We start from the raw sequence: 23,092 nt of genomic DNA on the forward strand, positions 1-23,092 counted from the left end.
ATCAAGATCTCCCTTGGCTCTCTCAGCCCTATCGAATACCGGGTGAGCCTTGGACTTGCAACATAAAACCAGTCCAAGTTTTTATCCGCACCCCCAGCTGGTCAAGATTGCATCGGCACTAACAAACAGCGGCATCGCTGATGCCCGACCATGCGGTGGCGCATGGTTGCATCGCCGGTACGGCCGCAGTGGCAATTTGCTTCGATGGGCTGGCCGAACACACCACTTGGGCTCGCGCCACGTTGGATTCGTATCTGAATCAGGCGGAGGCGCCGAGGGACGACGTCATGGCCAGATCTCGGATTTCCTGGCACCCCAAGATTTTTGTGGCCCGGGCGCTGGCGGCTGGCATCAGAAGCGGGCGTGAGAATGCCGCCGACCGCGAGGCACTTTACCGGTTGGTGGCCCATCCCTTAGAGGTCGTCTCTCTGATGGCCATAGATGGCATCGCCAGCTGCTGGGAGCGGGATTCGCATTTCGCGTGGTGTGGGTTCAACCTGGGGCTTCGCCTTGCGCAATATAGGCGGACACTGGATGAGCACAGGCTTGACTCGGCCGCTCGCGGCCGCATCGAAGAAGAGCGCAGGACGGCTGCCGTGTCCGAAGCAATGCGCGAGTTGGCGTCCAGCAGCAGTTTTCCATCATGGGTACAGCCCATGCCGTCCTGGACACAAGAGGCACTCGACGCCGGAGACCTGCATCGGTACGACGATGAGGAAGGGTGGCACCGGTCGGACGAAATCTGGCTTAGCGATTTTGCGTCGGCGGTGCTACAGCGCGTTCCGACCGAGGCCGTCATGCGTAGCGCAGCGAGGGATCGCTACGTCCAGGCCCTGGAAGCGTTCGTTGATTGGACCCTGGACACGCTGAATCCAGCGTGGCGGTCCGAGCGGCGTCAAGGACGGGAGCGGGATGGTGCGGACCAGCGTCAATGGCAACGGCAATTGGGGCGGCTGCTGGCGGGGGTGGCGGTGTACCTGCCCGAAGCGGAGTTCCGTGACAGGTTGCTGGGAGCCATCCTGGACCAACCCGACGAGATCTCGATGCGGATGCTCGCCCCGTTCGCGGGTGCCTTGGCTGCCTCGGGCATCCTAGATGCACTTCAGATCGACCCTCGCATCCTCGGTCTGTTGACCGCAGTCCTTGACCGGGCGCTGGAGCACCGCGACTTCCGGAGGTCCCGCTACAACGATGGACGGCTCAGTGGTTTCGACCTGCCCGAGTTGATCAAGACATTGCTGTTTGTGGCTGTCGAGGGGGCGAACGGGGCAACACGGTTTGCCAACGGGCGCTGGAGTGACCTGTCGCAAGTTCTGCCGCTGGTGGAAACGCTCGTCCGTCAAGCAGGCTGGATACCCTACGTGGCCGATCAATTCGTGAAGCTGTGCGAGCAGGCCGGCGGTGACTATCCTGCGGAGGCGTTCGCTGACTTGATACTGGCACAAATGATTGACGGACGACTCCCCGCCGGATGGAAAGGTACGCACATCCCGGCGGCGGTCGCCAGATTGGTTCAGGCACACGCGGATCGCCAGCACCCGTTGCCCACGGAACTCGCACGGAAGCTATTGCAGATCCTGGATGCCTTGGTGGATCTTGGGGACCGTCGCAGCGCAGCGCTGCAGCAGAGCGAATCCTTCCGTGGAGTGCGCCTGTAAAGCGGACGGTCGCCAACGACTGCATCTGGCCATATCCCGTTGTCCGAAGATTGCTCGAAGCGACGCGTCGACCTTGGTGTCCTCTACCTCCGGTATGGGAGTCGCAGAAAACAGGATGGTCAGTATCGTTTCACAGAACTCCTTCACGAACTTCACCCTGACTTCACTTCCGTCACGCACACTGCCTCTCGACAGCGGTTCGGCGCTGGTAGAGGCTGGGGAGAAAAAGCCGCTCAGGGGATCGCCTCGATGCCGACCGCTGTCGCTCTTCACACTCAGGCTTGCAAGATCGACGACAGAACATAGGCGCTGCAATGAGGCCGCACAATGTGGCCATGCCAAATGTCGCCTCAATCCTCAAAGCTGAAATTTCTCGCGTTGCTCGCAAGGAAGTGCGTGCCGAGATAGAAACGCTCAAGAAAGCTTCCGTTGCGCATCGCGCGTCAATTGCAGAGCTGCGTCGCCAAGTGCATGCGCTTGAGAAAGAATTGCGCCGTGTTGCGAAAGGCGGGGCGCGCCCCGCCACGGCGCCTGATTCGCCCAATGAAACTGCAGAAGCCACGAAGCGTCGATTCAGCGCTGCCAGGCTTGTGGCGCATCGTGCAAGGCTTGGGTTGTCCGCTGCGAGCTACGGGCAGTTGGTTGGAGTCTCTGGGCAGACTATCTACCACTGGGAACAAGGCAAGGCACGTCCACGGGCAGCACAACTCGAAAATCTCGCGGCAGTACGAAACCTCGGTGCACGCGAAGTAGCGGAGCGTCTAGCCGAGCGATAACGCGGCGTCCTGCGAGAGCTAGGAAGCGGGATTCGAACCTGCGCCACCTAACTATTCGCGATTTTCGGCGGTAGGCCTGATCGAGCGAGTGGACTTGAACCACGCTATCCAGAAACGCAGTTGAGGGTCTCGCTTTCCTGTGTGCCCGCTTTCTGTAGGAGGGCAAGGGCATATCAAAGCTGCCGTTGTCTTCAACGGATCGAAGACCGCGGCACGCTCGCCGTAAAGTAGCCAGGCAGCATCCGAGCGAAGTCGCATGTATCTGTCACAACAGACGTTACGAAGCGCAGCAGCTCATCGGCGGCGCCTTTTCGGTACATCAGCGCGTAGGGGATGCGTGGTATCGCGGGCGTAGTCTTGATGATTTGAAGCTGACCCGATTGGACAACGTCATCGAAGATTTTCCTGGGGAGGTAGCTGATCCCCATCCCCGAAAGTGTGAGCGAGGCAATCGCCGTGAGGTTACTGCTGGAGAGGCCGCCCTCCGCACTCACCTGGTTTTCCGACAACCACCGTTTCATGATCTGGCCCAGGCCCGAACCGTGCAGCTGGCTGATGATGGTGAAGTTCTGAAGCTCCTGGAGCTTCATGCTGGTCTGCTCAGGCAAGTAGCTCGGACTGCACATCCACGCGTACTCGACGGAGTCCAGTGGCACGGTATCAAACTGCGATTCGCGAAACGCGTCAGGAACCACAACGAGATCCAGCTGTGCAGATCGAAGCCGCTCCACCAGCAGCGAACTCGTATCGACAATCGGCTCCAGCGTGACGTGCGGATGGCTTGATCGAACGCGCTGTATCAACTGTGGAAGCCAGGTCAGCGCGGTAAGGTCTGTCACCCCAAGCCGAAGGGTACGTGGAGGGTGCTCTTTCGCGGTCGCGATATCGATCAGGCGAGTCCGCAGATTCAGCATCTCGGCGATGAGCGGGAGGATCTCCTGCCCATACGCCGTGGCATGGACACGCCGCTTGCTGCGGTCGAACAGCGGAATACCGAGCGCGGATTCGAGTTCCTGCACGCGTTTTGAGATCGCCGACTGTGTGGTGTGAAGCCGCGTCGCGGCCTCCTCGAGGCTCCCCAGCTCGATCGCCCAGAAGAACGCCTCCAACTGCTTCAGAGTGACCATAGGCTGACCCGAAAAGGTGATGTTCGACTTGAAGTCGGAACTTGCCAAAAGGGAAACTGGCATGGTTTCGACATTCCGATTTTGCAATTTACTGCATTCCGAAGCGCAGCCGCACGGCAGGCTGATATTTTCCTTTTTGGCATGTTTAGATCAAAAACAATTCCATTGTGGAAAGTCGCATCGCTTCCTAACATTCGGCTCCTCTGATGCAGAAAACTTGGGGAAACGAGATGGACTTCGGGATCAATGGAAAGACGGCACTGGTACTCGGCGGCGCTGGCGGCCTCGGCTCCGCCATCGCCCAGTCGCTGGGCCGCGAGGGCTGCAACGTCGCCATCGCCGACATCAATGCAATCGAGCTCGATGCAGTCGCCAAGAGGTTGGGCGAATTCGGCAATGGTGTTTTCTCGCATGTCTGGGACATCACCGACCTGCGTGCAATCGACGCAAATCTGGCGGTCATCACGAAGCACGTGGGACCCATCGACATCCTGGTCAACAACACCGGCGGTCCGTCGCCATCGCCGATCTCAGGCATCGACCAAGACGTCTGGGCACTCAACTTCGGAAAGATGGTCCAGCCTGTGATCGCCATCACGGACAAGGTGCTTGCCGGCATGCGCTCCAAGCAGTGGGGGCGTGTGATCACCAGCGCATCGTCGGGCGTGATCGCGCCGATTCCCAATCTGGGTTTGTCGAACTCCCTTCGAAGCGCGCTGGTGGGCTGGTCGAAAACGCTCGCTCGCGAAGTCGCCTCACAAGGCATCACGGTGAACATGATCGTTCCCGGCCGGATCGCAACAGGGCGCATCCAGTTTCTCGATGCCGAGAAGGCCAGGCGCGAGGGGCGGTCGATCGAAGAGGTGGCCGCGGAAAGCGTCTCAAGCATTCCCACCGGTCGATATGGAACGCCGGATGAGTACGCAAACGTCGTCTCGTTCCTCGCCAGCTCGCAGGCTTCTTATGTCACGGGTTCCGTTGTCCGGGTGGATGGCGGACTGATCCCGAGTATCTAAAGGATGAACATGGTGTACGACGAAGCAGTGCTGGCCAAGCTGACAAGTGCCACGACAGCCACGCTGACCACGGTGCTCTTCAAGAAGGGCATTCGCAACGTTTGGATCCGCGGTAGTACACCGCTTGCCGCTGGCCAGCCCCGAATCGCGGGCCCTGCATTCACCATGAGATTCATCTCGGGCCGTGAAGACATCAACACACCCGCGGCGTGGTCCTCTCCCACTTCGACCCGCGCAGCTGTCGAAAGCATGCCCTCCGGATGCATCGCCATTGCCGATGCCCTGGGACGCACGGATGCCGGCATCTTCGGCGACATCCTGTGCGCACGCATGCGGGCTCGTGGTGTCAAGGGGCTCATCAGCGACGGCGTGGTCCGGGACCGTGTCGGAGTCATCTCCAGCGAATTGCCGGTCTGGTGCAGCGGCATCGCTGCACCTCCGGCCGTTGCGCAACTCGCGTTCGTCGGTTGGGATCAGCCGATCTCCTGCGGTGGCGTCGCGATCTTCCCGGGAGACGTCATCGTGGCCGATGACGATGGGGCCATTGTGATTCCAGTGACCATGGTGGAAGAAGTTGCCGAGATCGCAGCAGAGCAAGAGCTCATGGAAGCCTGGATCCTGCAAGAAGTTCAGGGTGGCCAGCCGCTGACGGGGTTGTACCCGATGAGCCAGGAAAACGAGGAGCGCTATCGACGTGCTCTCCAGGCACGTTGAAGCACCTCGGACATCCGCATTTCATTACAGGACAAGGATTTTTCTCATGAGCTTCCTCGCGGATCGACTTGATCGCATCGCACCATCCCCCAGCCTGGTGGCGTTGGGGCGCGCACGGGACTTGATCGCCTCGGGCAAGAACGTGTGCAACCTGACTGCTGGCGAACCTGATTTCCCGACACCACCTCACATCATCGAAGCGGCTCATGCAGCGATGCTCGGGGGCGAGACCAAGTACACCGCAGTCGATGGAACCGCCGCGCTGAAGCAAGCGATCAGCGACAAATTCAGGCGAGAGAACGGGCTGACATACGCGCCGAACGAGATCACCGTTGGCGCGGGTGCAAAGCAGGTGCTGTTCAACGTACTGACCTGTACCGTGAGCGAAGGGGACGAGGTCATCATCCCGGCGCCTTACTGGGTTTCGTATCCGGACATCGTTCGCTTCAACGGGGGGACGCCCGTATTCATCCAGGCGACACCTGAGCAGGGCTACAAGATCAGCCCCGCACAGCTTCGGCAAGCCATCACGCCACGAACAAAATGGCTGCTCATCAATTCGCCAGGCAACCCGACGGGGGCTGTCTATACGGAAGCAGAACTCCAGGCCCTGGGCCGCGTGCTCGCCGAGTTTCCTGACGTCCACATATTGACCGACGACGTCTACGAATACCTCGTGTTCGACGGCACGAGGTTCACATCGTTCGCCCAGGCCAATCCGCAGCTCGCGCAGCGGACGGTCACGGTCAACGCGGTCTCCAAGTCGTTCTCGATGACGGGATGGAGACTGGGCTATGCCGGCGGCCCTGCCGCCCTGATCAAGTCCATCAGCACGCTTCAATCCCAGACGAGCGGCAACCCGTCCTCGGTGACTCAGGCTGCCGCCGTAGCCGCGCTGAACGGTACTAGGGCCTTTTTCGGCGAATGGCTGCAGCAGTACCAGGCGAGAAGGGATCTGGTGGTCTCCATGCTGCAAAACGGCAAGGGGCTTCAGTGCCCCAACCCGCAAGGCGCATTCTTTGTGTACGTAGCTTGCCAAGGACTCATGGGGACCACGACCAAGAAGGGGCGACGCATCGAGTCGGACCAGGATCTTGCGACGCACCTGCTCGAGGAGCATCTCGTCGCGACGGTGCACGGCGCCGCGTACGGCAGCTCGCCGGCGATCCGACTGTCGTTCGCGGCGCCGATGCAGGTGCTTGAGGAGGCATGTCGCCGCATCCTGCTCGCGTGCGACGAACTCGCGATGTCCTGACCCGACCACGTCACCCTTCGCTCGACACAGGACCATCATGATCGACATCAACCACGTATCGAAGCAATACGGTGCCTTCAAAGTTCTGACCGACTGTACGACTCGGGTGGAGAAGGGTGAGGTCGTGGTGGTGTGCGGACCTTCAGGCTCGGGAAAATCCACCCTCATCAAGACGATCAACGGGTTGGAGCCCATCAATCAGGGCAGCATCACGGTCAACGGCATATCCGTGAGTGACCGCCGGACCGACATGTCCAGGCTTCGCTCGCAAGTAGGGATGGTCTTTCAGAACTTCGAGCTCTTTCCGCATCTGTCCATCATCGAGAACCTGGCCATTGCGCAGATCAAGGTGCTGGGCCGCAGCAAGAATGAGGCGGAGGCCACCGGGATCGCGCTGCTTGAGCGTGTCGGACTCAAGAGCCATGCACACAAATATCCTGCCCAGCTGTCCGGTGGCCAGCAGCAGCGCGCCGCGATCGCGCGCGCGTTATCCATGGGTCCTATCTGCATGCTCTTCGATGAGCCAACGTCGGCCCTCGACCCCGAAATGGTGAGCGAGGTGCTGGACGTCATGGTGCAGCTTGCGAGCGAGGGAACGACCATGGTCTGCGTCACCCACGAAATGGGCTTCGCCCGCAGCGTGGCCGATCGAGTCATCTTCATGGACGAAGGCAAGATTCTCGAAGACACGCCGTCGGAAGAGTTCTTCGGCAACAGCGAAGGTCGCACAGAGCGGGCGAAGTTGTTCCTCTCGAGGATCCTGCATCACTGACCACGGCTACGCAGAAGGCTCACCCCATCGAATGACAGTGCAGGCAAGAACAGGACACGCAGGCGATCTATGGCTCAGACCTATTCATGGAATTGGAGCGTCTTTCTGGAGCCCGTCTCCACGGGCGAGCCGTCGAACTATCTCGACTGGCTTCTTGCAGGCCTCTACAACACCATTGTTCTCGGCCTCTTGGCGATCGTGATTGCGCTCGCCATCGGCACGCTGATGGGGATCTTGCGCACGGTTCCGAACAAAAAGCTCAGGTCCATCGCAACCGTGTACGTCGCGGTGTTTCGCAACGTGCCGGTCATCGTGCAGCTCTTCGCATGGTACTTCGTCATGCCGGAAGTCGTGCCAGGGCGTCTCGGCACCTGGTTCAAGGAGCTGCCCTCCAACACGCAGATGTTGACCGCCTCCGTGCTTTGCATCGGGCTGTACATGGGCGCTCGCGTATGTGAGCACGTTCGCTCAGGCATCGGCACGCTGCCGCCCGGCCAGCGCGCCGCCGCGCTTGCGCTGGGGCTGACGCTCCCCCAAGCCTACCGCTACGTACTGCTGCCTGTCGCGTTCCGGGTGGCCATTCCGCCACTGAGTTCCGAGTTCGTCAATGTGTTCAAAAACTCCGCCGTCGCTTCCACGATCGGATTGCTGGATCTCTCCGCCCAGTCCCAACAAGTGAGCGAGTACACGGCACATCCCTATGAATCGTTCATCGTGGCCACGCTGATCTACATGACGATCAACATGATCGTCATGTTCTCGATGCGCCTCCTCGAGAAATCGTTGCGGCTTCCCGGCTATATCGGAGGCAAGTGATGGTCATCATTGACTTCCTTCAAGCGTTGTCCAACTCGCTGCCTGCACTGGCAACGGGCATGGTCGTGACGCTCAAGATCACCGTTGTTGCGGTGGGCGTGGGCATTGCCTGGGGGGCCGTACTCGCGGTCATGCGGCTCTCGTCGCTCAAGCCCGTTGCCTTGTTTGCCCACACCTACGTGACGGTCATGCGATCCGTTCCACTTGTGATGGTGCTGCTGTGGTTCTTCCTGATGGTTCCGCAGTTGATTCAAAGCGTCTTCGATCTCTCCCCTCGCACGGATATCCGGCTGGTCTCGGCCATGGTGGCCTTCTGCCTGTTCGAAGCTGCGTACTTCGCCGAGATCATCCGCGCGGGCATTCAGGCAGTCTCACGGGGCCAGCTCAATGCCGCGCAGGCGCTGGGAATGTCCTATCTCAAGGCCATGCGCCTCATCGTGCTCCCACAGGCGATGCGCGCGACGGTCCCGGCACTCATGACACAGAGCGTCGCCTTGTTCCAGGACACCTCACTGGTGTACGTCATCGGACTTTCCGATTTCTTCCGAACTTCGAAGAACATTGCCGATCGTGACAGCACGACGGTGGGGATGATCATCTTCGCGGGAAGTGTCTATCTCCTCATTTCGTTGCTTGCTTCCGCAGGGGTCAAGGCTCTGCAGAGAAGCAATGCGAAGTCCTAGCCGGTCTAACCGACCTACTTTCTCTATTCAAACGCTGGAGACCACCATGAAGCTCATCATTCCTTCGCTGATTCTGTTCGCGTCCATGATCGCGGGTTCCGCGGTTGCACAGGAGGGAGGGACATTGGAGAAAGTCAAGAAAACCGGCGTCTTCACACTCGGAGTCCGCGAATCCGCGGTTCCGTTCTCGTACTACGACGACAACCAAAAAATCATCGGCTACTCCGCCGAGCTGTGCGGGCTTGTGGTCGCGGCGCTGAAACAGAAATTGAATCTTCCCAACTTGGTTGTGAAGGAGGTTCCGACAACGCCGCTGAGCCGGCTGCCGTTGATCAGCAACGGAACCGTGGACCTCGAGTGCGGGTCGACCACCAACAACCTGGCTCGACAGAAGCAAGTCGCGTTTTCCAACACCACGTTCGTCATCGGCACGCGATTGCTGGTGAAAAAGAACTCGGGCGTCCGTGAGTTCACGGATCTTGTCGGGAAGAACGTCGTCACGACCCAGGGTACGACGCCTGAGCAGATCCTGCGCGAGATGAACAGCAAGAACAACATGCGCATGAACATCATCAGTGCCAAAGACCATGCCGAGTCGTTCCTCACGCTGGAGACTGGAAGGGCCGCGGGCTTCTTCATCGATGACGCACTCCTCTACGGCCAGCTCGCCAAGTCGCCGAATGCCAAGGACTATGAAGTCGTTGGAAAACCCCAATCCTTCGAGGCCTACGCACTGGTATTGCGCAAGGATGATCCGCAGTTTCGCGCGTTCGTGAACGAGACGCTGACTCCCTTCATGACTTCAGGCAAGGCGGCTGAACTCTACAAGAAGTGGTTCATGTCGCCGATCCCGCCCAAAGGCATCAACTTGAATTTCCCGTTGTCCGATCAGTTGCGCGAGGCGTTCGCCAATCCCAACGATCGCGCATTCCAGTGAGAGATCGCCAGATGTTTACACCCGTATCTGTGAGGACCGTGGACACACACGCCGAGGGCATGCCCCTGCGTGTCATCGTTGAAGGCTTGCCGCCCATCCCCGGAAATTCGATGGGCGAGCGGCTGGCATGGGCCAGGATGAATCTCGAATGGGTCCGCGAGCTTCTCGTGAGCGAACCCCGAGGCCACGGCCCGATGATGTACGCGATCCTCACGCCACCGACCCGTGCGGACGCCGATTTCGGTGTGATCTACATGAGCGGAGGCGGATTCTGGCCAATGTGCGGTCATGGAACGATCGGACTGGTCACCATGATCGTCGAGCGTGGATTGGTGGAAGCCAAGGCGCCTTGCACCGAAGTCCGCTTGGACACCGCTGCCGGGCTGATCGTGACGAAGGTCCGTGTGGAAGGGCGCAAGGCGCTCGACGTGACTTTCACCAACGTCCCCACCTATATCCTGGCGCGCGACGCGCGTGTGCAGGTGCAGGGCTTCGGAGACATTGCCGTTGACCTGGCATATGGCGGCAATGTGTATGCGATGGTCGACGTGGCGCAACTGAAGATGCGCATCGAGCCGGAGAATCTGGATCGCTTCATCGATCTCGGGCTCAAGATCGTTGCCGCCACACGCGAGCAGGTGCCGTTCCAGTCACCGACGGGGAGTGATCTGGGGGCCTTGCGGTCGTCGCTGTTCACCGAAGCTCCCGTCGGACCTCGGCCGCCGCGCAACCTCATGGTGAAGGAGCCGAGATACTTTGACCGTTCTCCGTGCGGGACGGGGACGTCCGTGCGAATGGCCCTGGCGCACGCGAGAGGGGAGCTCGGGTTGGGCGAGCCTCTCGTGTGTGAATCGCTCATCGGATCTCGCTTCGAGGGGAGACTGATCGGCGTTGCTACCGTGGATGGCATCCCCGCCGTCATTCCCCAGATCACCGGACGCGCCTGGATTGTCGGGACTGCGGAATTCATGCTCGACCCCTCCGATATCTTTCCCCATGGTTTCCAGCTTTGAGCGTGGCGTTCCACCAGCGATGCAATCGCACGAACCCTTCGATGAAAGATTGACGATGACACCCGAAGAACGCCTGACCTCGTTGGGCTTGACCCTTCCCGCGCCGCTGCCTCCACGAGCCAACTACATTGCCTATCGGCGTGTAGGGGACCTGATCTTTCTTGCGGGCCATGGCCCCCGGTTGCCGGACAACACATACCGAGTCGGCCGGATCGGCAGCGCCGATCAGATTGCCGGCGCCTACGCGGACGCTCAATTGACGGGGTTGAACATGCTCGCGACTTTGAAGGAGGCGCTGGGTGAACTGCATCGCGTGCGTGCCGTCGTCAAGCTTCTCGGCATGGTCAATGCAGAGCCGACCTTCACCGAGCATTTCAAAGTCATCGACGGCTGTTCGGCGCTGCTTGTCGATGTATTCGGAGAAGCGGGCCGGCACGCCCGCTCCGCCGTGGGAATGGGGTCGCTTCCCAACGGCATGACCGTGGAAGTCGAGGCCATCTTCCAGGTGTCCTGATTCGGGCCGGCTTTCGCAGCGGCCATCCGTTGTTTCGAATCCCGTGACCGCCGTGATGCGGTGGTCGCGGAGCGCGCGTTCGTCTGGAAGACCCGTCGACCGACGAGGGTGCGACGGCCGCCCCGCTTCTTTCATCGCAATACACCCATCGTTTTTGCTTGTGAATCCAGCGAAATTAATCGATTGATCCGAACCATACCGGTGCCTAAAGTCCTCTGAATCAAGCAGAAGAGGAAAAGCAAATGTTGGTCGATATCCGTACCTATACGGTCTTCCCAGGGTTGCTCAAGGCATATCTCGAGGTCTATGAATCGCATGGCCTGCCGGTACAGCGCCGTCATGTGGGCGATCCGCTCGGCTATTTCATCTCCGAAGTGGGCGAGCTCAATCAAGTAGTCCACCTCTGGGGCTACAAGGACGCCGCAGACAGGCAGGGCAGGCGTGCCGCCATGGAAAGAGATCCAGATTGGATCGAATACAAGAAGAAGACAGCCGCCGGGAAGTACATCCAGAGGCAGGAGAACCAGCTAGTCGTCTCGGCGCCCTGGTCAAAGATTTGAAGGTCCTGTTCCACCACCAGATCCATTCATCGCAAGAACAGCATGAGCACAAATCTTCTGACCACCCAAGCGCGTGGCGTTTACCCGATCGCCGTCACTCCTTTTTCGGACGACGGAGCGGTTGATTTCACAAGCCTTGACCGCCTGACGGATCACTTCATTTCCTGCGGCGTATCAGGCGTGACCTATCTCGGCGTACTCGGCGAAGCGACAAAGCTCTCTGCACAGGAAAGCATGCAGATTCTGAGGCGCGCACTCGGCCGAATCGACGGGAGAGCACAAGTCATCGTGGGAGCAAGCCATGTCGGCTTCGACAACCTGAGAGAGTTTGTGCACGAGGCAATGAATACCGGCGCCTCCGGGATCATGCTTCCGCCCGCCAGTGGATTGAAGACCGACGATCAAGTGGCGAACTTCTTCCAGGGCCTCATCAAGAGCATTGGCGATGACGTGCCCATCGTCTTGCAGGACTATCCGCAGAACTCCGGTGTGTACCTGTCTGCGGGCCTTCTCGACAAGCTGCTCAAGGAACATCGGAGCATCAAGGTCGTCAAGCACGAAGAAGGATCCGCGCTCAGCAAAATCTCTGCGCTGAGAGCCCAAGAGGCCGCGGGCGGACGAGATCGCGTGAGCATCCTGGTCGGAAACAGCGGCATCCACCTCCCGCAAGAGCTGCACCGCGGGGTCGATGGCGCCAATACGGGTGTGGCGTTTCCAGAGATGTTGATAGAGGTCTGTCGTCGATTCTTCGACGGGCAATCCGAATCGGCGGAGGACTTGTATGACTTGTTCCTGCCTCTGATTCGCCACGAGCAGCAGCCCGGCATCGGTTTGGCGATACGCAAGGAGATCTTCCGCCGTCGTGGACTCATTGCGACCGCCCGCGTGCGCTCCCCAGGTCCGTCATTGGACGCAAACGACCACAAAGAGCTTGGCCAGATACTCGCGCGCCTCCAGAGAAAACTCGCGAGCCATGGAGAAGACCGCCTGATCAGCGCATACCAAATCGCCTCATAAGTTTGATTTTTAACGGAGACATGTATGAAAAAAATGATTCTTGCAATCCTTGGAATGGCTATCGGAATGTCGTCCGCCTGGGCCGACGGGCTCTCGGATGTCAAAGCGAGAGGCGTACTGATATGCGGCGTTCTCGGTGATCTTGTTCCTCTCGGCTATGAGGATCCGAAAACGCGCAGCCTCGTCGGCCTCGATGTGGACATCTGTGGAGCGATTGCGCAGGACCTGGGCGTGAAGCTCGAGTTGAAGGCTGTGTCCGTCGATGCACGCATCCCGTCGCTGATGACCGGACACGTGGATGTGATGACTGCCTCGCTGGCCTACACCGCCGCCCGAGCCAAGCAGATCGACTTCTCATCCGCCTACATGTCCGTTCCGGTCTCGGTTCTGGTCAAGAAGAGCTCCGGCATCAAGAGTTTCGCCGACCTGGCAGGCAAGAAGGTCAGTGCCAACCGTGGTTCGACATCCGAAGTCTTCGCCCGTCAGAAGTTGAAGAGCACGGAGGTGGTCGCGCTCGACAATGGCCCTGCTTCATACCTCGCGCTCATGCAGGACAAGGTACAAGGCATGTCGATGGTCAAGAGCGCGGGCATCGGCTTTCACAATCGCTCCAACGGCCAGACCGAGTTCCTGGACGAGGCGCTGTTCTGGGAGTACGACTGCATTGGCGTGCGCAAGGGTGAGCCGGCGTTGCTCTCGGCTGTGAACGTCGCTCTGGACAAGCTGGAGACCTCCGGGCGCCTGCAGACGATCTGGGATCGCTGGTACGGCCCGACCACGGAGTACAAGCTCACGCGGGACAAGAAGGTGACCGCCGTGACCGAATTCCAGCAGTGATCCCTGCGCAACCGGATCCTCGGAAGCGTCGACCATGAACCTTCAATCCTTCTCGGTGCTCGCCGAGCCCGATGTCCAACTGCTGTTCCTGCGCGGTTTCGCCACGACGCTACAGCTGTTCATCGTCTCTGCGATTGCCGCGTACGCACTGGGTGCCGTGCTCGTCGTGCTGCGCATGGCGGGGCGCATTCCATCGGCATTGGTCGGCGCTTTCGTTGAGTACCACCGCAACGTCCCCAGCATCGTGCAGATCTTCGTCTGGTACTTTGGCGTGCCAGAGATATTGCCGGCCTCCTGGCACGCCTGGACAAATGCGCATCTGAGCGCCTTCTTCTTTGCCGTCGTCGCGCTCTCGTTGAACGCGGCGGCGTACATCTCCGAGGATCTGCGCAGTGGCATCCGGGCCGTGTCCTCCGGGCAGACCGAAGCTGCCCGCGCATTGGGCATGGGATTTTTCAAGGCAATGCGGCTGGTCGTCGTGCCCCAGGCCGTTCGAGGGGCTGCTCCCGCTTTGGTCAGTCAGTCGCTGAGCTTGCTGAAAACAACGAGCCTGGCTTTGGTGATCGGTGTCAACGACCTGATGTACGTGGCGCGCCAACTGGATGGCGAGACGTATGCGACCTTTCCCTCCTACCTGACCCCGACAGTCATCTACCTGGCCTGCACCTTGACGCTGATGGGAATCGGCAGCCGGTTGGAGAAATCAACCCACGCCGGACGCTGAAGGAATCACACGTGATCGAAATACTTTCGCAGTATGGCCAGTTGCTCCTCGTGGGGCAGTATCCCGATGGACCTATGGGCGGATTGGCGTTGACGCTTGCGATGTCGCTGGCCGCGCTGTTGCTCGCATTCCCGGTCGCGGTGATTGTTGCAATCGCACGAAGCAGTCCGATCCCTGTCGTCCGTCGGGTGGCTTCGGTCTACGTCACCGCCGTTCGCGGGCTCCCGCTGCTGCTGATCATCTTCTGGTCGTATTTCATGCTGCCACTCTTGACGGGAGTGAAGGCATCGGCCACGGTGACAGTGATCTGTGCACTGGTGATCTACGAGGGCGCCTATCTTGGCGAAGCCATCCGCGCGGCGATCGGCGCGCTGCCTAAGGGTCAGACCGAGGCGGCCCGATCGTTGGGGATGAGCTATGCAATGACGCTCTGGAAGGTGATTCTTCCGCAAGCCCTGTTCAACTGCTTGCCGAGCATGATGAACCAGTTCGTCCTGATCGTGAAGAACACGTCCCTGGCACACATCATCGGTGCGCACGAAGTGACCTTCTCCGCGAACAGCATCAATGCGCAACTTCTGACCCGTCCGTTCGAGGTCTATTTCATCCTCGCCGCCATCTACTTCGTCCTCTGTTACTCCCTGAGTCGAATCTCCCGCCTGTTGGAGCGCAGGGTGTTGCGCAAGCGACTGGGCCAGGCTGCGACTCCAATTCCCGCGAACCCCTCGCTTGCAGGTATCTCGTCATGATCGAATTCTCCGAAGTCAACAAGTGGTACGGTGAGCACCACGTTCTCAAGAACGTGAACGAGCGTGTCAACCGTGGTGAAGTGGTCGTGATCTGCGGGCCATCCGGGTCAGGCAAGTCGACATTGATTCGCACGGTCAATCGCCTGGAGCCTATCGACAAGGGCAGGATTGTTGTCGGGGAGGTCGATGTGAACGCCAGCGCAACGTCGGTGAACAAGCTTCGTAGCGGGATCGGCTTTGTCTTCCAGCAGTTCAATCTTTTTCCACATCTCAGCGCCAGAGACAACGTTGCGCTGGCCCCCATCAGCGTCCTTGGTATTCAGAAGAAGCAGGCTCACGAGCAGGCCATGCAGTTGCTCGAAAAGGTCGGGTTGAAACACAAGGCTGGCGCCTTCCCGGGACAGCTCTCGGGCGGGCAACAGCAGCGGGTGGCGATTGCGCGAGCATTGGCGATGAACCCTCCCGTCATGCTGTTCGATGAACCGACCAGCGCTCTTGACCCGGAGATGGTGGGTGAAGTGCTTCAGGTGATGAAGCAACTGGCGAACGATGGCATGACGATGATGTGCGTGACGCACGAGATGGGCTTCGCGCGCGACGTCGCAGATCGCGTCTGGTTCATCGCCGATGGTGAAGTCCTCGAGCGGGCATCACCTTCCGAATTTTTTGCGTCGCCCATTCATCCTCGGGCGCAGAAGTTCGTTGCGGACATCCGCGCGCATTGAGATTCCGAGTGCAATCAGGACTGGGCACATGGCGGTCAAGGTAGCGCGCGCGCTGGCTTCTCTGGCGCTCCAGCTCAAGGCGGAGGTTGAGGAGAGTGCCAATCAGAAGCTGATCAGGCAATGTCTCATCGACGCCGCCGCTGCCGCGGCGGGCGGATGCGATTCCAGCGCCGCCCGTATGGCGACGCAGTTTGCCGCGGAGAGCCTCGGGTCAGGAAGCATGCAGGCGTGGTTCGGGGACACGACGGGTTTGAACGCCCTTGGCGCTGCCTTCGTGAACTCGAGTGCAATGTCCGCCCTGGACGTCGATGATGGCAATCGATCCGCGCGCGGCCATTTGGGCGCGGCCGTGATCCCGGCGGCGGTGGCGTACGGCGCGCGGGCCGGCGTGTCGTCCGCGACATTTGCGCATGCCGTTCTGGCCGGATGCGAGATCGGCGCCCGCCTCGGTGCAGCGGAGGCTCCGCCTTTCTCCGCATCCGGGCGGTGGGCAGGGGTTGGTGCGGCCATTTCCACAGGGATATGTCTTAGCCTGAATGAGGCGATGCTCGAAAACGCGATCTCGCTCGCAGTGCACAGTGCCCCCATGCTGGGGCCGGCCGGATCACGAATCCAGATGACTGGCCACATCAAGGAAGGCGTTCCTTTCGGATTGCTGTCCGGGGTGACCTCCGCACTGTTGGCCGCGCAGGGCTACCGCGGGGATCCAGACGCTATTGAGAGTACCGGCATTTATGACGTTCACCAGCTCGAACTTTCCCCGCGCGGCACGCTCGCTTTTGGCAGGACCTATTTCAAGCAATACACGTGCTGCCGCCTTGCGCACGCACCGATCGATGCAGCCGTGACCATTGTCCAGCGCGAAGGGCTGGCCATGGAGGATGTCGATCAGATCACGATTCGTACTTTTCGAACGGCGATCGACCTGCCCAATGAGGCGAGGCCGAGTTCGTTCGAGTCTGCTCAGTTCAGTCTGCCTTTCGCCGTTGCCGCAGCGCTCGTGCGTGGCAAGGAGGCCTTGCTTCCTCTTGAAAGTGCCATGCTGGATGACCCTCGGGTGATCGGCCTGGCCGAACGCATTGCGCTCGAGCACGCGCCGGAATTGGACCCTCTCTATCCATCCGCAACGCCGACTTGCGTTCTGATCCGAACGCGCGGCGGACAGTCGTACCGGGAGCAAAGAGATACCGCCGATGGAGATCCGAGCCGCTCGTTCACGGATGCTCAGTTGCTGGGAAAACTTGAGGTCCTGGCGCACGGAAAAGTGGCCCGCGAACGCGTGATTGCCATTGGTCTTCTGCTGAGGCAAAAAGTGCCGAGCCCGAGTGCTTACGCAAATGCTCTCGAGGGCGGAGCGTCGCATGGTGACGCGCTTTCTCCTGTGCTCGCGCGCTAAAACAACCCACGCATGACTGGTGATACGACTTTTCCCATCTGGCAGCTTGACGCTTTCACTGGTGTTTTGTTCCGTGGAAATCCCGCCGCGGTAGTTGCGATTGATGGCGCATGGCCATCGGATGATTTGCTGCAAGCGATCGCGGCAGAGAACAACCTTTCGGAAACGGCCTTCTTTCGACTCGCTGAAACACCAGTTCCGTTGCGCTGGTTCACGCCGAGCGTGGAAGTGCCTCTGTGCGGGCATGCGACGCTGGCCACGGTCGCCGTGATGCACAAGGCTCTGGGTCTGGTGCACGAAGGCGCGGTGGTTGAGCTGGCTACCGCCAGCGGATCTCTCCATGTCAGTGTCGGCGCGGACGACTATGTGCTCGATCTGCCGGCTCGGCCCATCACTTCGACGTCGATTCCCAAGGCAGAGCTGGAGCGCGTGCTGCGGGCGAACATCCAGGAAGTCTGGGAGAGCGTTGACCGCTACGTGTGCGTGCTCGAAGACGAGGCAGCGGTGTCGGCAGTCCAGCCGGATCTGATGGCCGTCATGGGGCTTCCCCTTCCGGGGCTGGTCGTGACCGCGGCCGGGAGTGGTTGCGACTTTGTCTCGCGATATTTCGCGCCGACAAAGGGCGTGCCAGAGGACCCAGTCACGGGAACCTCCCATTGCACCCTCGCTCCTTTCTGGGGCCGCCGTCTTGGCAAGACCAACTTGCACGCCCGGCAACTCTCGCAGAGAGGTGGTCAGATGGTCTGCCTCGTGCGGGCGGATCGCCTACTTCTCTCGGGCTCCTGCAAGCTCTATCTGACGGGGTCGATCGTCGTACCTTCCGTGATGCCAGTCGACACTTGAAGACGCTCGAAAAGCGTCGGAATACCTTGGAAAAAAGGCAATGTCACAGATGCCAATTCTTCGCACAAACTGCGGAGGGTAATGACTAGACTTTCTGGAAGCGGCTGATCCGAGCGCGCGCTTCTCACGATCCTCATTCGTCGACCAAAACGTGTCACACGTGCAGCATGAGACCAGACGATGAGCAATAGCCATCCGGGAAAGCCTCCTTCCATTCGGCACCTGCGAGCCTTCGTGACGGTGGCTGAGCACCGCAGCCTCACACAAGCAGCGGAGCTCCTGTTCGTTACCCAGTCGGCGCTCAGCTTGACGATCCAGCATCTGGAGCAGCATCTGGGTCTGAAGATGTTTGACCGGTCAACGCGACGGCTGGAGTTGACGAGTGCCGCTGAAGAATTCCTTCCGACGGCTCGTCGCCTGTTGCACGACTTCGATTCCTCGATCAAGGAAATGCGGGCATTGGGAAAGCGCGAGCGGGGAAAACTCGGGGTCGGCGCCGTTCCATCGGTCATGGCCTTGCTCCTGTCGGAGGCATCAGCAGCCTTTATCGAGAGATGTCCTGGTGTTGACCTGTATCTTCGCGAAGACAATTCGGAGGCGGTTGAGCAGCGCATCTTGAGCGGCGACGTCGATTTCGGCATCTGTAGCCCCTGGGAGCCCAACGGACAGTTGGATTTCACGCCCTTGTTCGAGGATACCTATGGAGTGGTGACGGCGCCTGACCACCCGCTGGCGCAGCGTTCCGGCGCGATCCATTGGGAAGAATTGCATCGCTATCGCGTTGTTGGATTCAGCCCGGATCTTGGAATGCAGCATCAGCTGACGCAGACCGGTGTCCTGAGCGCAGAGATCAGAGAGCCGCGATACCGGGTCTCCAATACCTCGACGATCGCAACGCTGTTGAGCCGCTGCGCTGGAGTTTGCGCAATGTCTGCACTCGCCGCGAAACGGGCGCCGTTGGATTGCCTGAGCTTTCGGTTGCTCGAAGAGCCAACATTGTTTCGTACGGTCGGCGTTCTTACGCGAGCGGGTCGGTCTCTTTCTCCTGCGGCCGCTGCAATGATGGAGGAAGTGCATCGATCGCTGCCATCACTGGAGCGATTCAATGGGGTTCGAGTTTGCTCTGGCAATGACAGTTCCGAGTGGACCATGCGAATGGCGGCCAATGGGTAGACCTCGTGACTTGCCATGAAACCCCGATCTCGAAAGACCTGACCATGACCATCAAACTGCATAACCCCACCGGCATCGCACCACCGTTTTCCTGCTATAGCCATGGCGCTTCGGCACCTGCCGGCGCGCGCTGGCTTCATATTTCAGGCCAGGTGGGCGTTACACCTGACGGCGTTGTTCTAAGTGATCCGCAGGGCCAGATCAAGCTGGCGTGGGACAACCTGCTAGCGGTACTGGCGGATGCCGGAATGGAAGTGACCGACTTGGTCAAGGTCGACGGATTTATTACGCACCCCGACCTCGTACCTCTCTACCGCAAGGAGCGCGAACGTCGATTCGCAGGTCATGCCGCTGCGACAACCATGGTCATCGTCGCCGGGCTCGCGGAGGACAACCTGCTTGTCGAGATTCAGGCGGTCGCGGCGCGCTGAATCGCGCGCTATGCAGACATGTCGACCACCGCCTTCCATCGTTGCGCAATGAGCTTCCAGACAACGACATGTTTCCCTTCGAACGCCACAGAGCGACCGTCCTTCTTCATGGTGATCCGATAGCGGCCGATGTCGTAGGCCATGTCGCCAGCTTCTGAAATGTGGATTGTGGGCGAGTAGTGCGCGGAGAACTCCTCGCGTTGAAGGTAATTTCCCCAGATCTCGCGCAATGCTTGCTTGCCTGAGAAAGCAGGCTTTCCCGGAGGCATGTAGGTCGCGTCCTCGGCATATATGTCGAGGATCGCCTCGAGATCGCCGTCGCGAATCGCCTGCATCCATGCCTGATAGCGCTCCAGGATCGCATCGATGGCGGGTCTGTTCTGTTGCATTGCTAGATCTTCCTTCTCGGACTCATGCCCAAGCCCGGGTCTTTCTGCAAGTGGCCGAGTAGATACGCCATGAGTCAGATGGCCTTGAATACGAATTTGTCTTCGCGACGCACCACATGCCCGATCCCAGGAAAGTCCAGGTGTGCTCCCGCTATGAGGTAGTTCGGCCGAGTCGCCAGCTCCATGAGTACCTGTCGAGCGCCACGCGCTCTGGCTTGATCGTCATCAAACTCCCACGCAATTTCCGGGTATTCGAATTGAATCGAGGGAACGTGAACAATGTCTCTCCACACCAGCAGATGCCCTGCGCTGCTCACCACGTCATATGCTGTGTGTCCGGCCGAATGCCCCGCCGCCTTGACCGTCGTAATCCTCTCGCTGACAGCAAACTTGTCGTCGATTGGCGTCAAGCGATCCTTCAGCCGTGCGAGTCGACCGGTGAACGCCGACGTCTCCTCTTTCGGAACAAAGACCCGGGTGGCTCGTGGAAAGGCCTCTGAACCGTCTGGCGCGATAAGACCATTCACATGGTCCTCGTGGGTATGGGTCAACGCAACCTGCGTGATTTCTTGCCGGTCGATGCCAGCTTCTCGCAGCCCCTCCAGCAATGCGCCCATGGTGGGATGCCAGCTGTTGGAAGCGCCGGTATCGATCAGGACATGCTGCTTGCCCTCAATGATCAGGTAAGCGTTCACCGACAGTCGAAGCTGGCCACCCACGAGAGGGATGTTGGCAGGCAGCGTGTCGAAAGTGTCTCCGGATTTTTGCCGCAACCTCGTCGGCGGCATGTCTACATACCCGTCCCTCAGTGCGATGATCTTCAGATCCCCGAACTCGAACGATGCGTGGTGACGCCCACTTGCAATCCGTCTCATGATGCCTCCTGTCGGGAGCGCCGCGACGTAGCCCGGCATGGCTGCGGTGACCATCGCAGCAGCCAGGGCGCCGAGCGCGCTCCTGCGTTGAAACTTGTACATCCTTGTCTACTCCACTTTTCCGATGCGCCGAACCGCCTCGGTCATCACGCTCGCGTCCTTGTCCCAGTAGGCCTGAAACTGCGGTGCGTCCAAGTACGCGACGGGGCTGCCGGACCGTTCAACGGTCTGCTGCAGCGCGGGATCGGAGGCAATCTTGCGCGATGCCTCGCGCAGGCGCAGCACCACCGCGTCAGACGCTCCCGCGGGTACGAACAACGCGGACCACTGTGCAAACTGCGCGGAGGGGTAGCCAAGTTCAGCAAGGCTCGGTACACCCGGCAACGACTGCACGGGGTGCTCGCCCCAATGGGCCAAGGCGCGCAGCTTGCCGGACTTGATGTGCTGCACCACTGTTGAGGGGCCCGTCGCGAGCGCATCAACCTGCTCACTGAGCAACGCCACCATCGCAGGCCCGGCCCCGGTGAAGGGAATATGAGTCATACGGAAATGCGCTGCCGACTTCAGCATCTCCATCGGAACGTGCATCGTCCCGTAGTTTCCCGAACTGCCGTAGTTGTACCTGGCCGGGTTCTTCCGCGCGTCCTCGACGAACTCCGCGAGCGTCTTCCATGGTGCATCGGCACGCACGACAAGCACGGTTGGATCGGCCGTGAAGCGCGCAACGGGCTTGAACTGATTGAGTTGGTAGGCAGGCTTGCGACCCAGGATCTTGTCGGCCTCAGGCAGGATCGAGATCGAGGACAGGCTGAACAACACGGTGTGACCGTCGGGTTGCGCGCGCGCTGCTACGCCGATGCCTAGCGCCCCGCCAGCACCCGCCCTGTTCTCGATGACGACGGGTTGCTTGAGCTCCCGAGAGAGGGCCTCTGCCACCGGTCGAGCTACCGTGTCGGCGACCCCGCCCGGCGGGAATGGCACGATCATGGTGATGGGTCTGTCGGGATAGCCTCCTTGGGCAACTGCGAGACCAGGACCAAGCAAGGAAAGCATGGCCACGAAGCCGGCAACGAGGAAGCTGCGCATGGTTTGTCTCCTGGGTATGCGTTCTTTTTCTGCGGCGGTGATATCAATCCACCAGCACTCGCTTACGCCACGGGGTTGCGCAGCACCCCAATCGGCTGGATCTCGACCTCGACCACATCGCCAGGCTTCAGGAACCTTGGCGGCGTGAAGCCAATACCCACACCGGCACATGTACCCGTGGCGATCAGATCGCCCGGCTCCAGCGTCATGGTGCGGCTGATATCGGCAATCAGCGTCGGAATGTCGAAGATCAGTTCAGACACGCTTGCGTCTTGACGCAGTTCGCCGTTGACGCGTGTGCTCAGGCGGAGTGCTGCAGGATCCGGGACCTCGTCGGCCGTGACAAGCGCAGGGCCCATCGGACAGAAGCCATCGATGCTTTTGCCGATGAACCACTGGCGGTGCGACTGCTGGAGAGTGCGAGCGGTGACGTCATTGACGATCGTGTAGCCGTAGACATGCCGCATGGCATCGGCCTTGGCAATGCCGCGCCCACCCAGGCCGATCACGACCGCCAGCTCTCCCTCGTAGTCCGTCGAGCCGGTGTAGTCGAGGTATGAGGGAATCTCGGCGCCCTGACCGATCACAGTGCTTGGGGCCTTGGTAAAGATCACCGGCCGCTCGGGCACGACCTCCTTTGCCGAGGAGTCGAAGCCGCTGGCGTTGAACTCCTTTGCGTGCTCACGATAGTTCTTACCAACACAAAAAATGTTGCGCGACGGGCGGATGATTGGCGCTGCAAGTTGCACGCTTTCAATGGGCGTCCATGCTGCTTCGCAGCGCGTCGCGGCCGCCAGGCTCTGGCCCGCGCCGCGAATGAAGGCGAGCATGTCACCTGGTTGAGTGGGAATGATGGAGCTCAGGTCCTGGACTGCATGGCCGTCAGCGTTGAGACGTCCGATGCAAGTTTTTCCGTTTTTGATGAATGTGACCAATTTCATGATTGGTATTAAAATGGAAGAAAATTAAGACCAAGCAAATGTAGGTCAACAGGAAATCTCGAGCA

The 23,092-nt window shown here is 60.0% G+C and carries 26 protein-coding genes; 21 read left to right on the forward strand and 5 right to left on the reverse strand.

The genetic code is table 11. From position 1 onward, the window contains the following. Positions 1 to 140: 140 nt before the first annotated feature. Together BLV60_RS32585 and BLV60_RS32590 are read left to right on the forward strand one after the other, a co-directional pair. Entirely contained in the window at positions 141 to 1,658 is a 1,518-nt protein-coding gene (locus tag BLV60_RS32585) for a hypothetical protein (protein WP_093059719.1), read from the forward strand. 335 nt (positions 1,659 to 1,993) lie between these two features. Beyond that, positions 1,994 to 2,434 carry a helix-turn-helix domain-containing protein gene (locus tag BLV60_RS32590; RefSeq protein WP_176929056.1) on the forward strand — a complete coding sequence of 147 codons (441 nt, stop codon included), beginning with the start codon at positions 1,994 to 1,996 and terminating at the stop codon, positions 2,432 to 2,434. A gap of 191 nt (positions 2,435 to 2,625) precedes the next feature. Here the strand turns inward: BLV60_RS32590 and BLV60_RS32595 are convergent, their stop codons facing one another. Beyond that, positions 2,626 to 3,624 carry a LysR family transcriptional regulator gene (locus BLV60_RS32595; protein ID WP_093059723.1) on the reverse strand — a complete coding sequence of 333 codons (999 nt, stop codon included), beginning with the start codon at positions 3,622 to 3,624 and terminating at the stop codon, positions 2,626 to 2,628. A gap of 167 nt (positions 3,625 to 3,791) precedes the next feature. Here BLV60_RS32595 and BLV60_RS32600 point away from each other — a divergent pair, with 167 nt between their 5' ends. The 19 genes from BLV60_RS32600 (at position 3,792) to BLV60_RS32690 (ending at position 19,736) form a co-directional block, all read left to right on the forward strand. After that, complete coding sequence (locus BLV60_RS32600; RefSeq protein ID WP_093059725.1) at positions 3,792 to 4,577, forward strand: SDR family oxidoreductase; 786 nt, start codon at positions 3,792 to 3,794, stop codon at positions 4,575 to 4,577. A gap of 9 nt (positions 4,578 to 4,586) precedes the next feature. After that, positions 4,587 to 5,291 (forward strand): ribonuclease activity regulator RraA, encoded by a 705-nt coding sequence (locus BLV60_RS32605; protein ID WP_093059798.1) that lies wholly within the window; start codon positions 4,587 to 4,589, stop codon positions 5,289 to 5,291. 46 nt (positions 5,292 to 5,337) lie between these two features. Continuing rightward, positions 5,338 to 6,546, forward strand: a complete 1,209-nt coding sequence (locus BLV60_RS32610) for a pyridoxal phosphate-dependent aminotransferase (RefSeq protein WP_093059727.1) — start codon at positions 5,338 to 5,340, stop codon at positions 6,544 to 6,546. Positions 6,547 to 6,583: 37 nt separating this feature from the next. After that, a complete protein-coding gene (locus BLV60_RS32615) occupies positions 6,584 to 7,318 on the forward strand; it encodes an amino acid ABC transporter ATP-binding protein (RefSeq protein WP_093059729.1) in 735 nt (244 codons plus the stop codon). Positions 7,319 to 7,387: 69 nt separating this feature from the next. Next, positions 7,388 to 8,134 (forward strand): amino acid ABC transporter permease, encoded by a 747-nt coding sequence (locus BLV60_RS32620; protein ID WP_093059731.1) that lies wholly within the window; start codon positions 7,388 to 7,390, stop codon positions 8,132 to 8,134. Beyond that, positions 8,134 to 8,817 (forward strand): ABC transporter permease subunit, encoded by a 684-nt coding sequence (locus tag BLV60_RS32625; protein WP_093059733.1) that lies wholly within the window; start codon positions 8,134 to 8,136, stop codon positions 8,815 to 8,817. Before BLV60_RS32620 ends, BLV60_RS32625 begins: the two co-directional genes overlap by 1 nt. Before the next feature lie 46 nt (positions 8,818 to 8,863). Next, on the forward strand, positions 8,864 to 9,754 hold the full coding sequence (locus BLV60_RS32630) for a transporter substrate-binding domain-containing protein (RefSeq protein WP_093059735.1): 891 nt from the start codon (positions 8,864 to 8,866) through the stop codon (positions 9,752 to 9,754). Between the two features lie 59 nt (positions 9,755 to 9,813). Further along, positions 9,814 to 10,767 (forward strand): proline racemase family protein, encoded by a 954-nt coding sequence (locus tag BLV60_RS32635; RefSeq protein ID WP_218132265.1) that lies wholly within the window; start codon positions 9,814 to 9,816, stop codon positions 10,765 to 10,767. After that, positions 10,751 to 11,281, forward strand: a complete 531-nt coding sequence (locus BLV60_RS32640; protein WP_371127428.1) for a RidA family protein — start codon at positions 10,751 to 10,753, stop codon at positions 11,279 to 11,281. Before BLV60_RS32635 ends, BLV60_RS32640 begins: the two co-directional genes overlap by 17 nt. A gap of 242 nt (positions 11,282 to 11,523) precedes the next feature. Next, entirely contained in the window at positions 11,524 to 11,841 is a 318-nt protein-coding gene (locus tag BLV60_RS32645; protein WP_093059739.1) for an NIPSNAP family protein, read from the forward strand. 42 nt (positions 11,842 to 11,883) lie between these two features. Then, entirely contained in the window at positions 11,884 to 12,858 is a 975-nt protein-coding gene (locus BLV60_RS32650) for a dihydrodipicolinate synthase family protein (protein ID WP_093059741.1), read from the forward strand. Between the two features lie 24 nt (positions 12,859 to 12,882). Continuing rightward, positions 12,883 to 13,695, forward strand: a complete 813-nt coding sequence (locus BLV60_RS32655; protein WP_256329677.1) for a transporter substrate-binding domain-containing protein — start codon at positions 12,883 to 12,885, stop codon at positions 13,693 to 13,695. Positions 13,696 to 13,729: 34 nt separating this feature from the next. Continuing rightward, positions 13,730 to 14,419, forward strand: coding sequence for an amino acid ABC transporter permease (locus BLV60_RS32660; RefSeq protein WP_093059743.1), 690 nt, complete (start codon positions 13,730 to 13,732; stop codon positions 14,417 to 14,419). An 11-nt stretch (positions 14,420 to 14,430) separates the two neighbouring features. Beyond that, positions 14,431 to 15,168 carry an amino acid ABC transporter permease gene (locus BLV60_RS32665; RefSeq protein WP_256329678.1) on the forward strand — a complete coding sequence of 246 codons (738 nt, stop codon included), beginning with the start codon at positions 14,431 to 14,433 and terminating at the stop codon, positions 15,166 to 15,168. Next, the gene (locus BLV60_RS32670) at positions 15,165 to 15,893 is read left to right on the forward strand and encodes an amino acid ABC transporter ATP-binding protein (RefSeq protein WP_093059745.1); all 729 of its coding nucleotides are present in this window, start codon (positions 15,165 to 15,167) and stop codon (positions 15,891 to 15,893) included. The genes BLV60_RS32665 and BLV60_RS32670 overlap by 4 nt, the downstream gene beginning before the upstream one ends. A 28-nt stretch (positions 15,894 to 15,921) precedes the next feature. Beyond that, positions 15,922 to 17,289 carry an MmgE/PrpD family protein gene (locus BLV60_RS32675; RefSeq protein ID WP_176929058.1) on the forward strand — a complete coding sequence of 456 codons (1,368 nt, stop codon included), beginning with the start codon at positions 15,922 to 15,924 and terminating at the stop codon, positions 17,287 to 17,289. Positions 17,290 to 17,301: 12 nt separating this feature from the next. Further along, entirely contained in the window at positions 17,302 to 18,132 is an 831-nt protein-coding gene (locus tag BLV60_RS32680; RefSeq protein ID WP_093059749.1) for a PhzF family phenazine biosynthesis protein, read from the forward strand. A 180-nt stretch (positions 18,133 to 18,312) separates the two neighbouring features. After that, a complete protein-coding gene (locus tag BLV60_RS32685) occupies positions 18,313 to 19,305 on the forward strand; it encodes a LysR family transcriptional regulator (protein ID WP_093059751.1) in 993 nt (330 codons plus the stop codon). Positions 19,306 to 19,349: 44 nt separating this feature from the next. Then, the gene (locus BLV60_RS32690; protein ID WP_093059753.1) at positions 19,350 to 19,736 is read left to right on the forward strand and encodes a RidA family protein; all 387 of its coding nucleotides are present in this window, start codon (positions 19,350 to 19,352) and stop codon (positions 19,734 to 19,736) included. A gap of 8 nt (positions 19,737 to 19,744) precedes the next feature. Here BLV60_RS32690 and BLV60_RS32695 read toward each other — a convergent pair whose 3' ends face one another. The 4 genes from BLV60_RS32695 to BLV60_RS32710 all read right to left on the reverse strand — a co-directional run bounded on the left by BLV60_RS32695 (position 19,745) and on the right by BLV60_RS32710 (position 23,027). Then, the gene (locus BLV60_RS32695; RefSeq protein ID WP_093059755.1) at positions 19,745 to 20,125 is read right to left on the reverse strand and encodes a YybH family protein; all 381 of its coding nucleotides are present in this window, start codon (positions 20,123 to 20,125) and stop codon (positions 19,745 to 19,747) included. A 74-nt stretch (positions 20,126 to 20,199) separates the two neighbouring features. Continuing rightward, positions 20,200 to 21,102 (reverse strand): MBL fold metallo-hydrolase, encoded by a 903-nt coding sequence (locus tag BLV60_RS32700; RefSeq protein ID WP_218132266.1) that lies wholly within the window; start codon positions 21,100 to 21,102, stop codon positions 20,200 to 20,202. Positions 21,103 to 21,108: 6 nt separating this feature from the next. Further along, positions 21,109 to 22,086 carry a Bug family tripartite tricarboxylate transporter substrate binding protein gene (locus BLV60_RS32705; protein WP_256329679.1) on the reverse strand — a complete coding sequence of 326 codons (978 nt, stop codon included), beginning with the start codon at positions 22,084 to 22,086 and terminating at the stop codon, positions 21,109 to 21,111. A gap of 62 nt (positions 22,087 to 22,148) precedes the next feature. Then, complete coding sequence (locus BLV60_RS32710) at positions 22,149 to 23,027, reverse strand: fumarylacetoacetate hydrolase family protein (protein ID WP_093059759.1); 879 nt, start codon at positions 23,025 to 23,027, stop codon at positions 22,149 to 22,151. Positions 23,028 to 23,092 lie beyond the last annotated feature (65 nt).

It is taken from the genome of Variovorax sp. YR634 (genome assembly GCF_900106655.1).
In the GTDB taxonomy this organism is placed as follows: domain Bacteria; phylum Pseudomonadota; class Gammaproteobacteria; order Burkholderiales; family Burkholderiaceae_C; genus Variovorax.

Coding starts and splice junctions, on each gene's coding strand:
- BLV60_RS32585 (WP_093059719.1), top strand. CDS start 141: ATGCCCGACCATGCGGTGGCGCATGGTTGCATCGCCGGTACGGCCGCA.
- BLV60_RS32590 (WP_176929056.1), top strand. CDS start 1,994: ATGCCAAATGTCGCCTCAATCCTCAAAGCTGAAATTTCTCGCGTTGCT.
- BLV60_RS32595 (WP_093059723.1), bottom strand. CDS start 3,624: ATGCCAGTTTCCCTTTTGGCAAGTTCCGACTTCAAGTCGAACATCACC.
- BLV60_RS32600 (WP_093059725.1), top strand. CDS start 3,792: ATGGACTTCGGGATCAATGGAAAGACGGCACTGGTACTCGGCGGCGCT.
- BLV60_RS32605 (WP_093059798.1), top strand. CDS start 4,587: ATGGTGTACGACGAAGCAGTGCTGGCCAAGCTGACAAGTGCCACGACA.
- BLV60_RS32610 (WP_093059727.1), top strand. CDS start 5,338: ATGAGCTTCCTCGCGGATCGACTTGATCGCATCGCACCATCCCCCAGC.
- BLV60_RS32615 (WP_093059729.1), top strand. CDS start 6,584: ATGATCGACATCAACCACGTATCGAAGCAATACGGTGCCTTCAAAGTT.
- BLV60_RS32620 (WP_093059731.1), top strand. CDS start 7,388: ATGGCTCAGACCTATTCATGGAATTGGAGCGTCTTTCTGGAGCCCGTC.
- BLV60_RS32625 (WP_093059733.1), top strand. CDS start 8,134: ATGGTCATCATTGACTTCCTTCAAGCGTTGTCCAACTCGCTGCCTGCA.
- BLV60_RS32630 (WP_093059735.1), top strand. CDS start 8,864: ATGAAGCTCATCATTCCTTCGCTGATTCTGTTCGCGTCCATGATCGCG.
- BLV60_RS32635 (WP_218132265.1), top strand. CDS start 9,814: ATGCCCCTGCGTGTCATCGTTGAAGGCTTGCCGCCCATCCCCGGAAAT.
- BLV60_RS32640 (WP_371127428.1), top strand. CDS start 10,751: ATGGTTTCCAGCTTTGAGCGTGGCGTTCCACCAGCGATGCAATCGCAC.
- BLV60_RS32645 (WP_093059739.1), top strand. CDS start 11,524: ATGTTGGTCGATATCCGTACCTATACGGTCTTCCCAGGGTTGCTCAAG.
- BLV60_RS32650 (WP_093059741.1), top strand. CDS start 11,884: ATGAGCACAAATCTTCTGACCACCCAAGCGCGTGGCGTTTACCCGATC.
- BLV60_RS32655 (WP_256329677.1), top strand. CDS start 12,883: ATGAAAAAAATGATTCTTGCAATCCTTGGAATGGCTATCGGAATGTCG.
- BLV60_RS32660 (WP_093059743.1), top strand. CDS start 13,730: ATGAACCTTCAATCCTTCTCGGTGCTCGCCGAGCCCGATGTCCAACTG.
- BLV60_RS32670 (WP_093059745.1), top strand. CDS start 15,165: ATGATCGAATTCTCCGAAGTCAACAAGTGGTACGGTGAGCACCACGTT.
- BLV60_RS32675 (WP_176929058.1), top strand. CDS start 15,922: ATGGCGGTCAAGGTAGCGCGCGCGCTGGCTTCTCTGGCGCTCCAGCTC.
- BLV60_RS32680 (WP_093059749.1), top strand. CDS start 17,302: ATGACTGGTGATACGACTTTTCCCATCTGGCAGCTTGACGCTTTCACT.
- BLV60_RS32685 (WP_093059751.1), top strand. CDS start 18,313: ATGAGCAATAGCCATCCGGGAAAGCCTCCTTCCATTCGGCACCTGCGA.
- BLV60_RS32690 (WP_093059753.1), top strand. CDS start 19,350: ATGACCATCAAACTGCATAACCCCACCGGCATCGCACCACCGTTTTCC.
- BLV60_RS32695 (WP_093059755.1), bottom strand. CDS start 20,125: ATGCAACAGAACAGACCCGCCATCGATGCGATCCTGGAGCGCTATCAG.
- BLV60_RS32700 (WP_218132266.1), bottom strand. CDS start 21,102: ATGTACAAGTTTCAACGCAGGAGCGCGCTCGGCGCCCTGGCTGCTGCG.
- BLV60_RS32705 (WP_256329679.1), bottom strand. CDS start 22,086: ATGCGCAGCTTCCTCGTTGCCGGCTTCGTGGCCATGCTTTCCTTGCTT.
- BLV60_RS32710 (WP_093059759.1), bottom strand. CDS start 23,027: ATGAAATTGGTCACATTCATCAAAAACGGAAAAACTTGCATCGGACGT.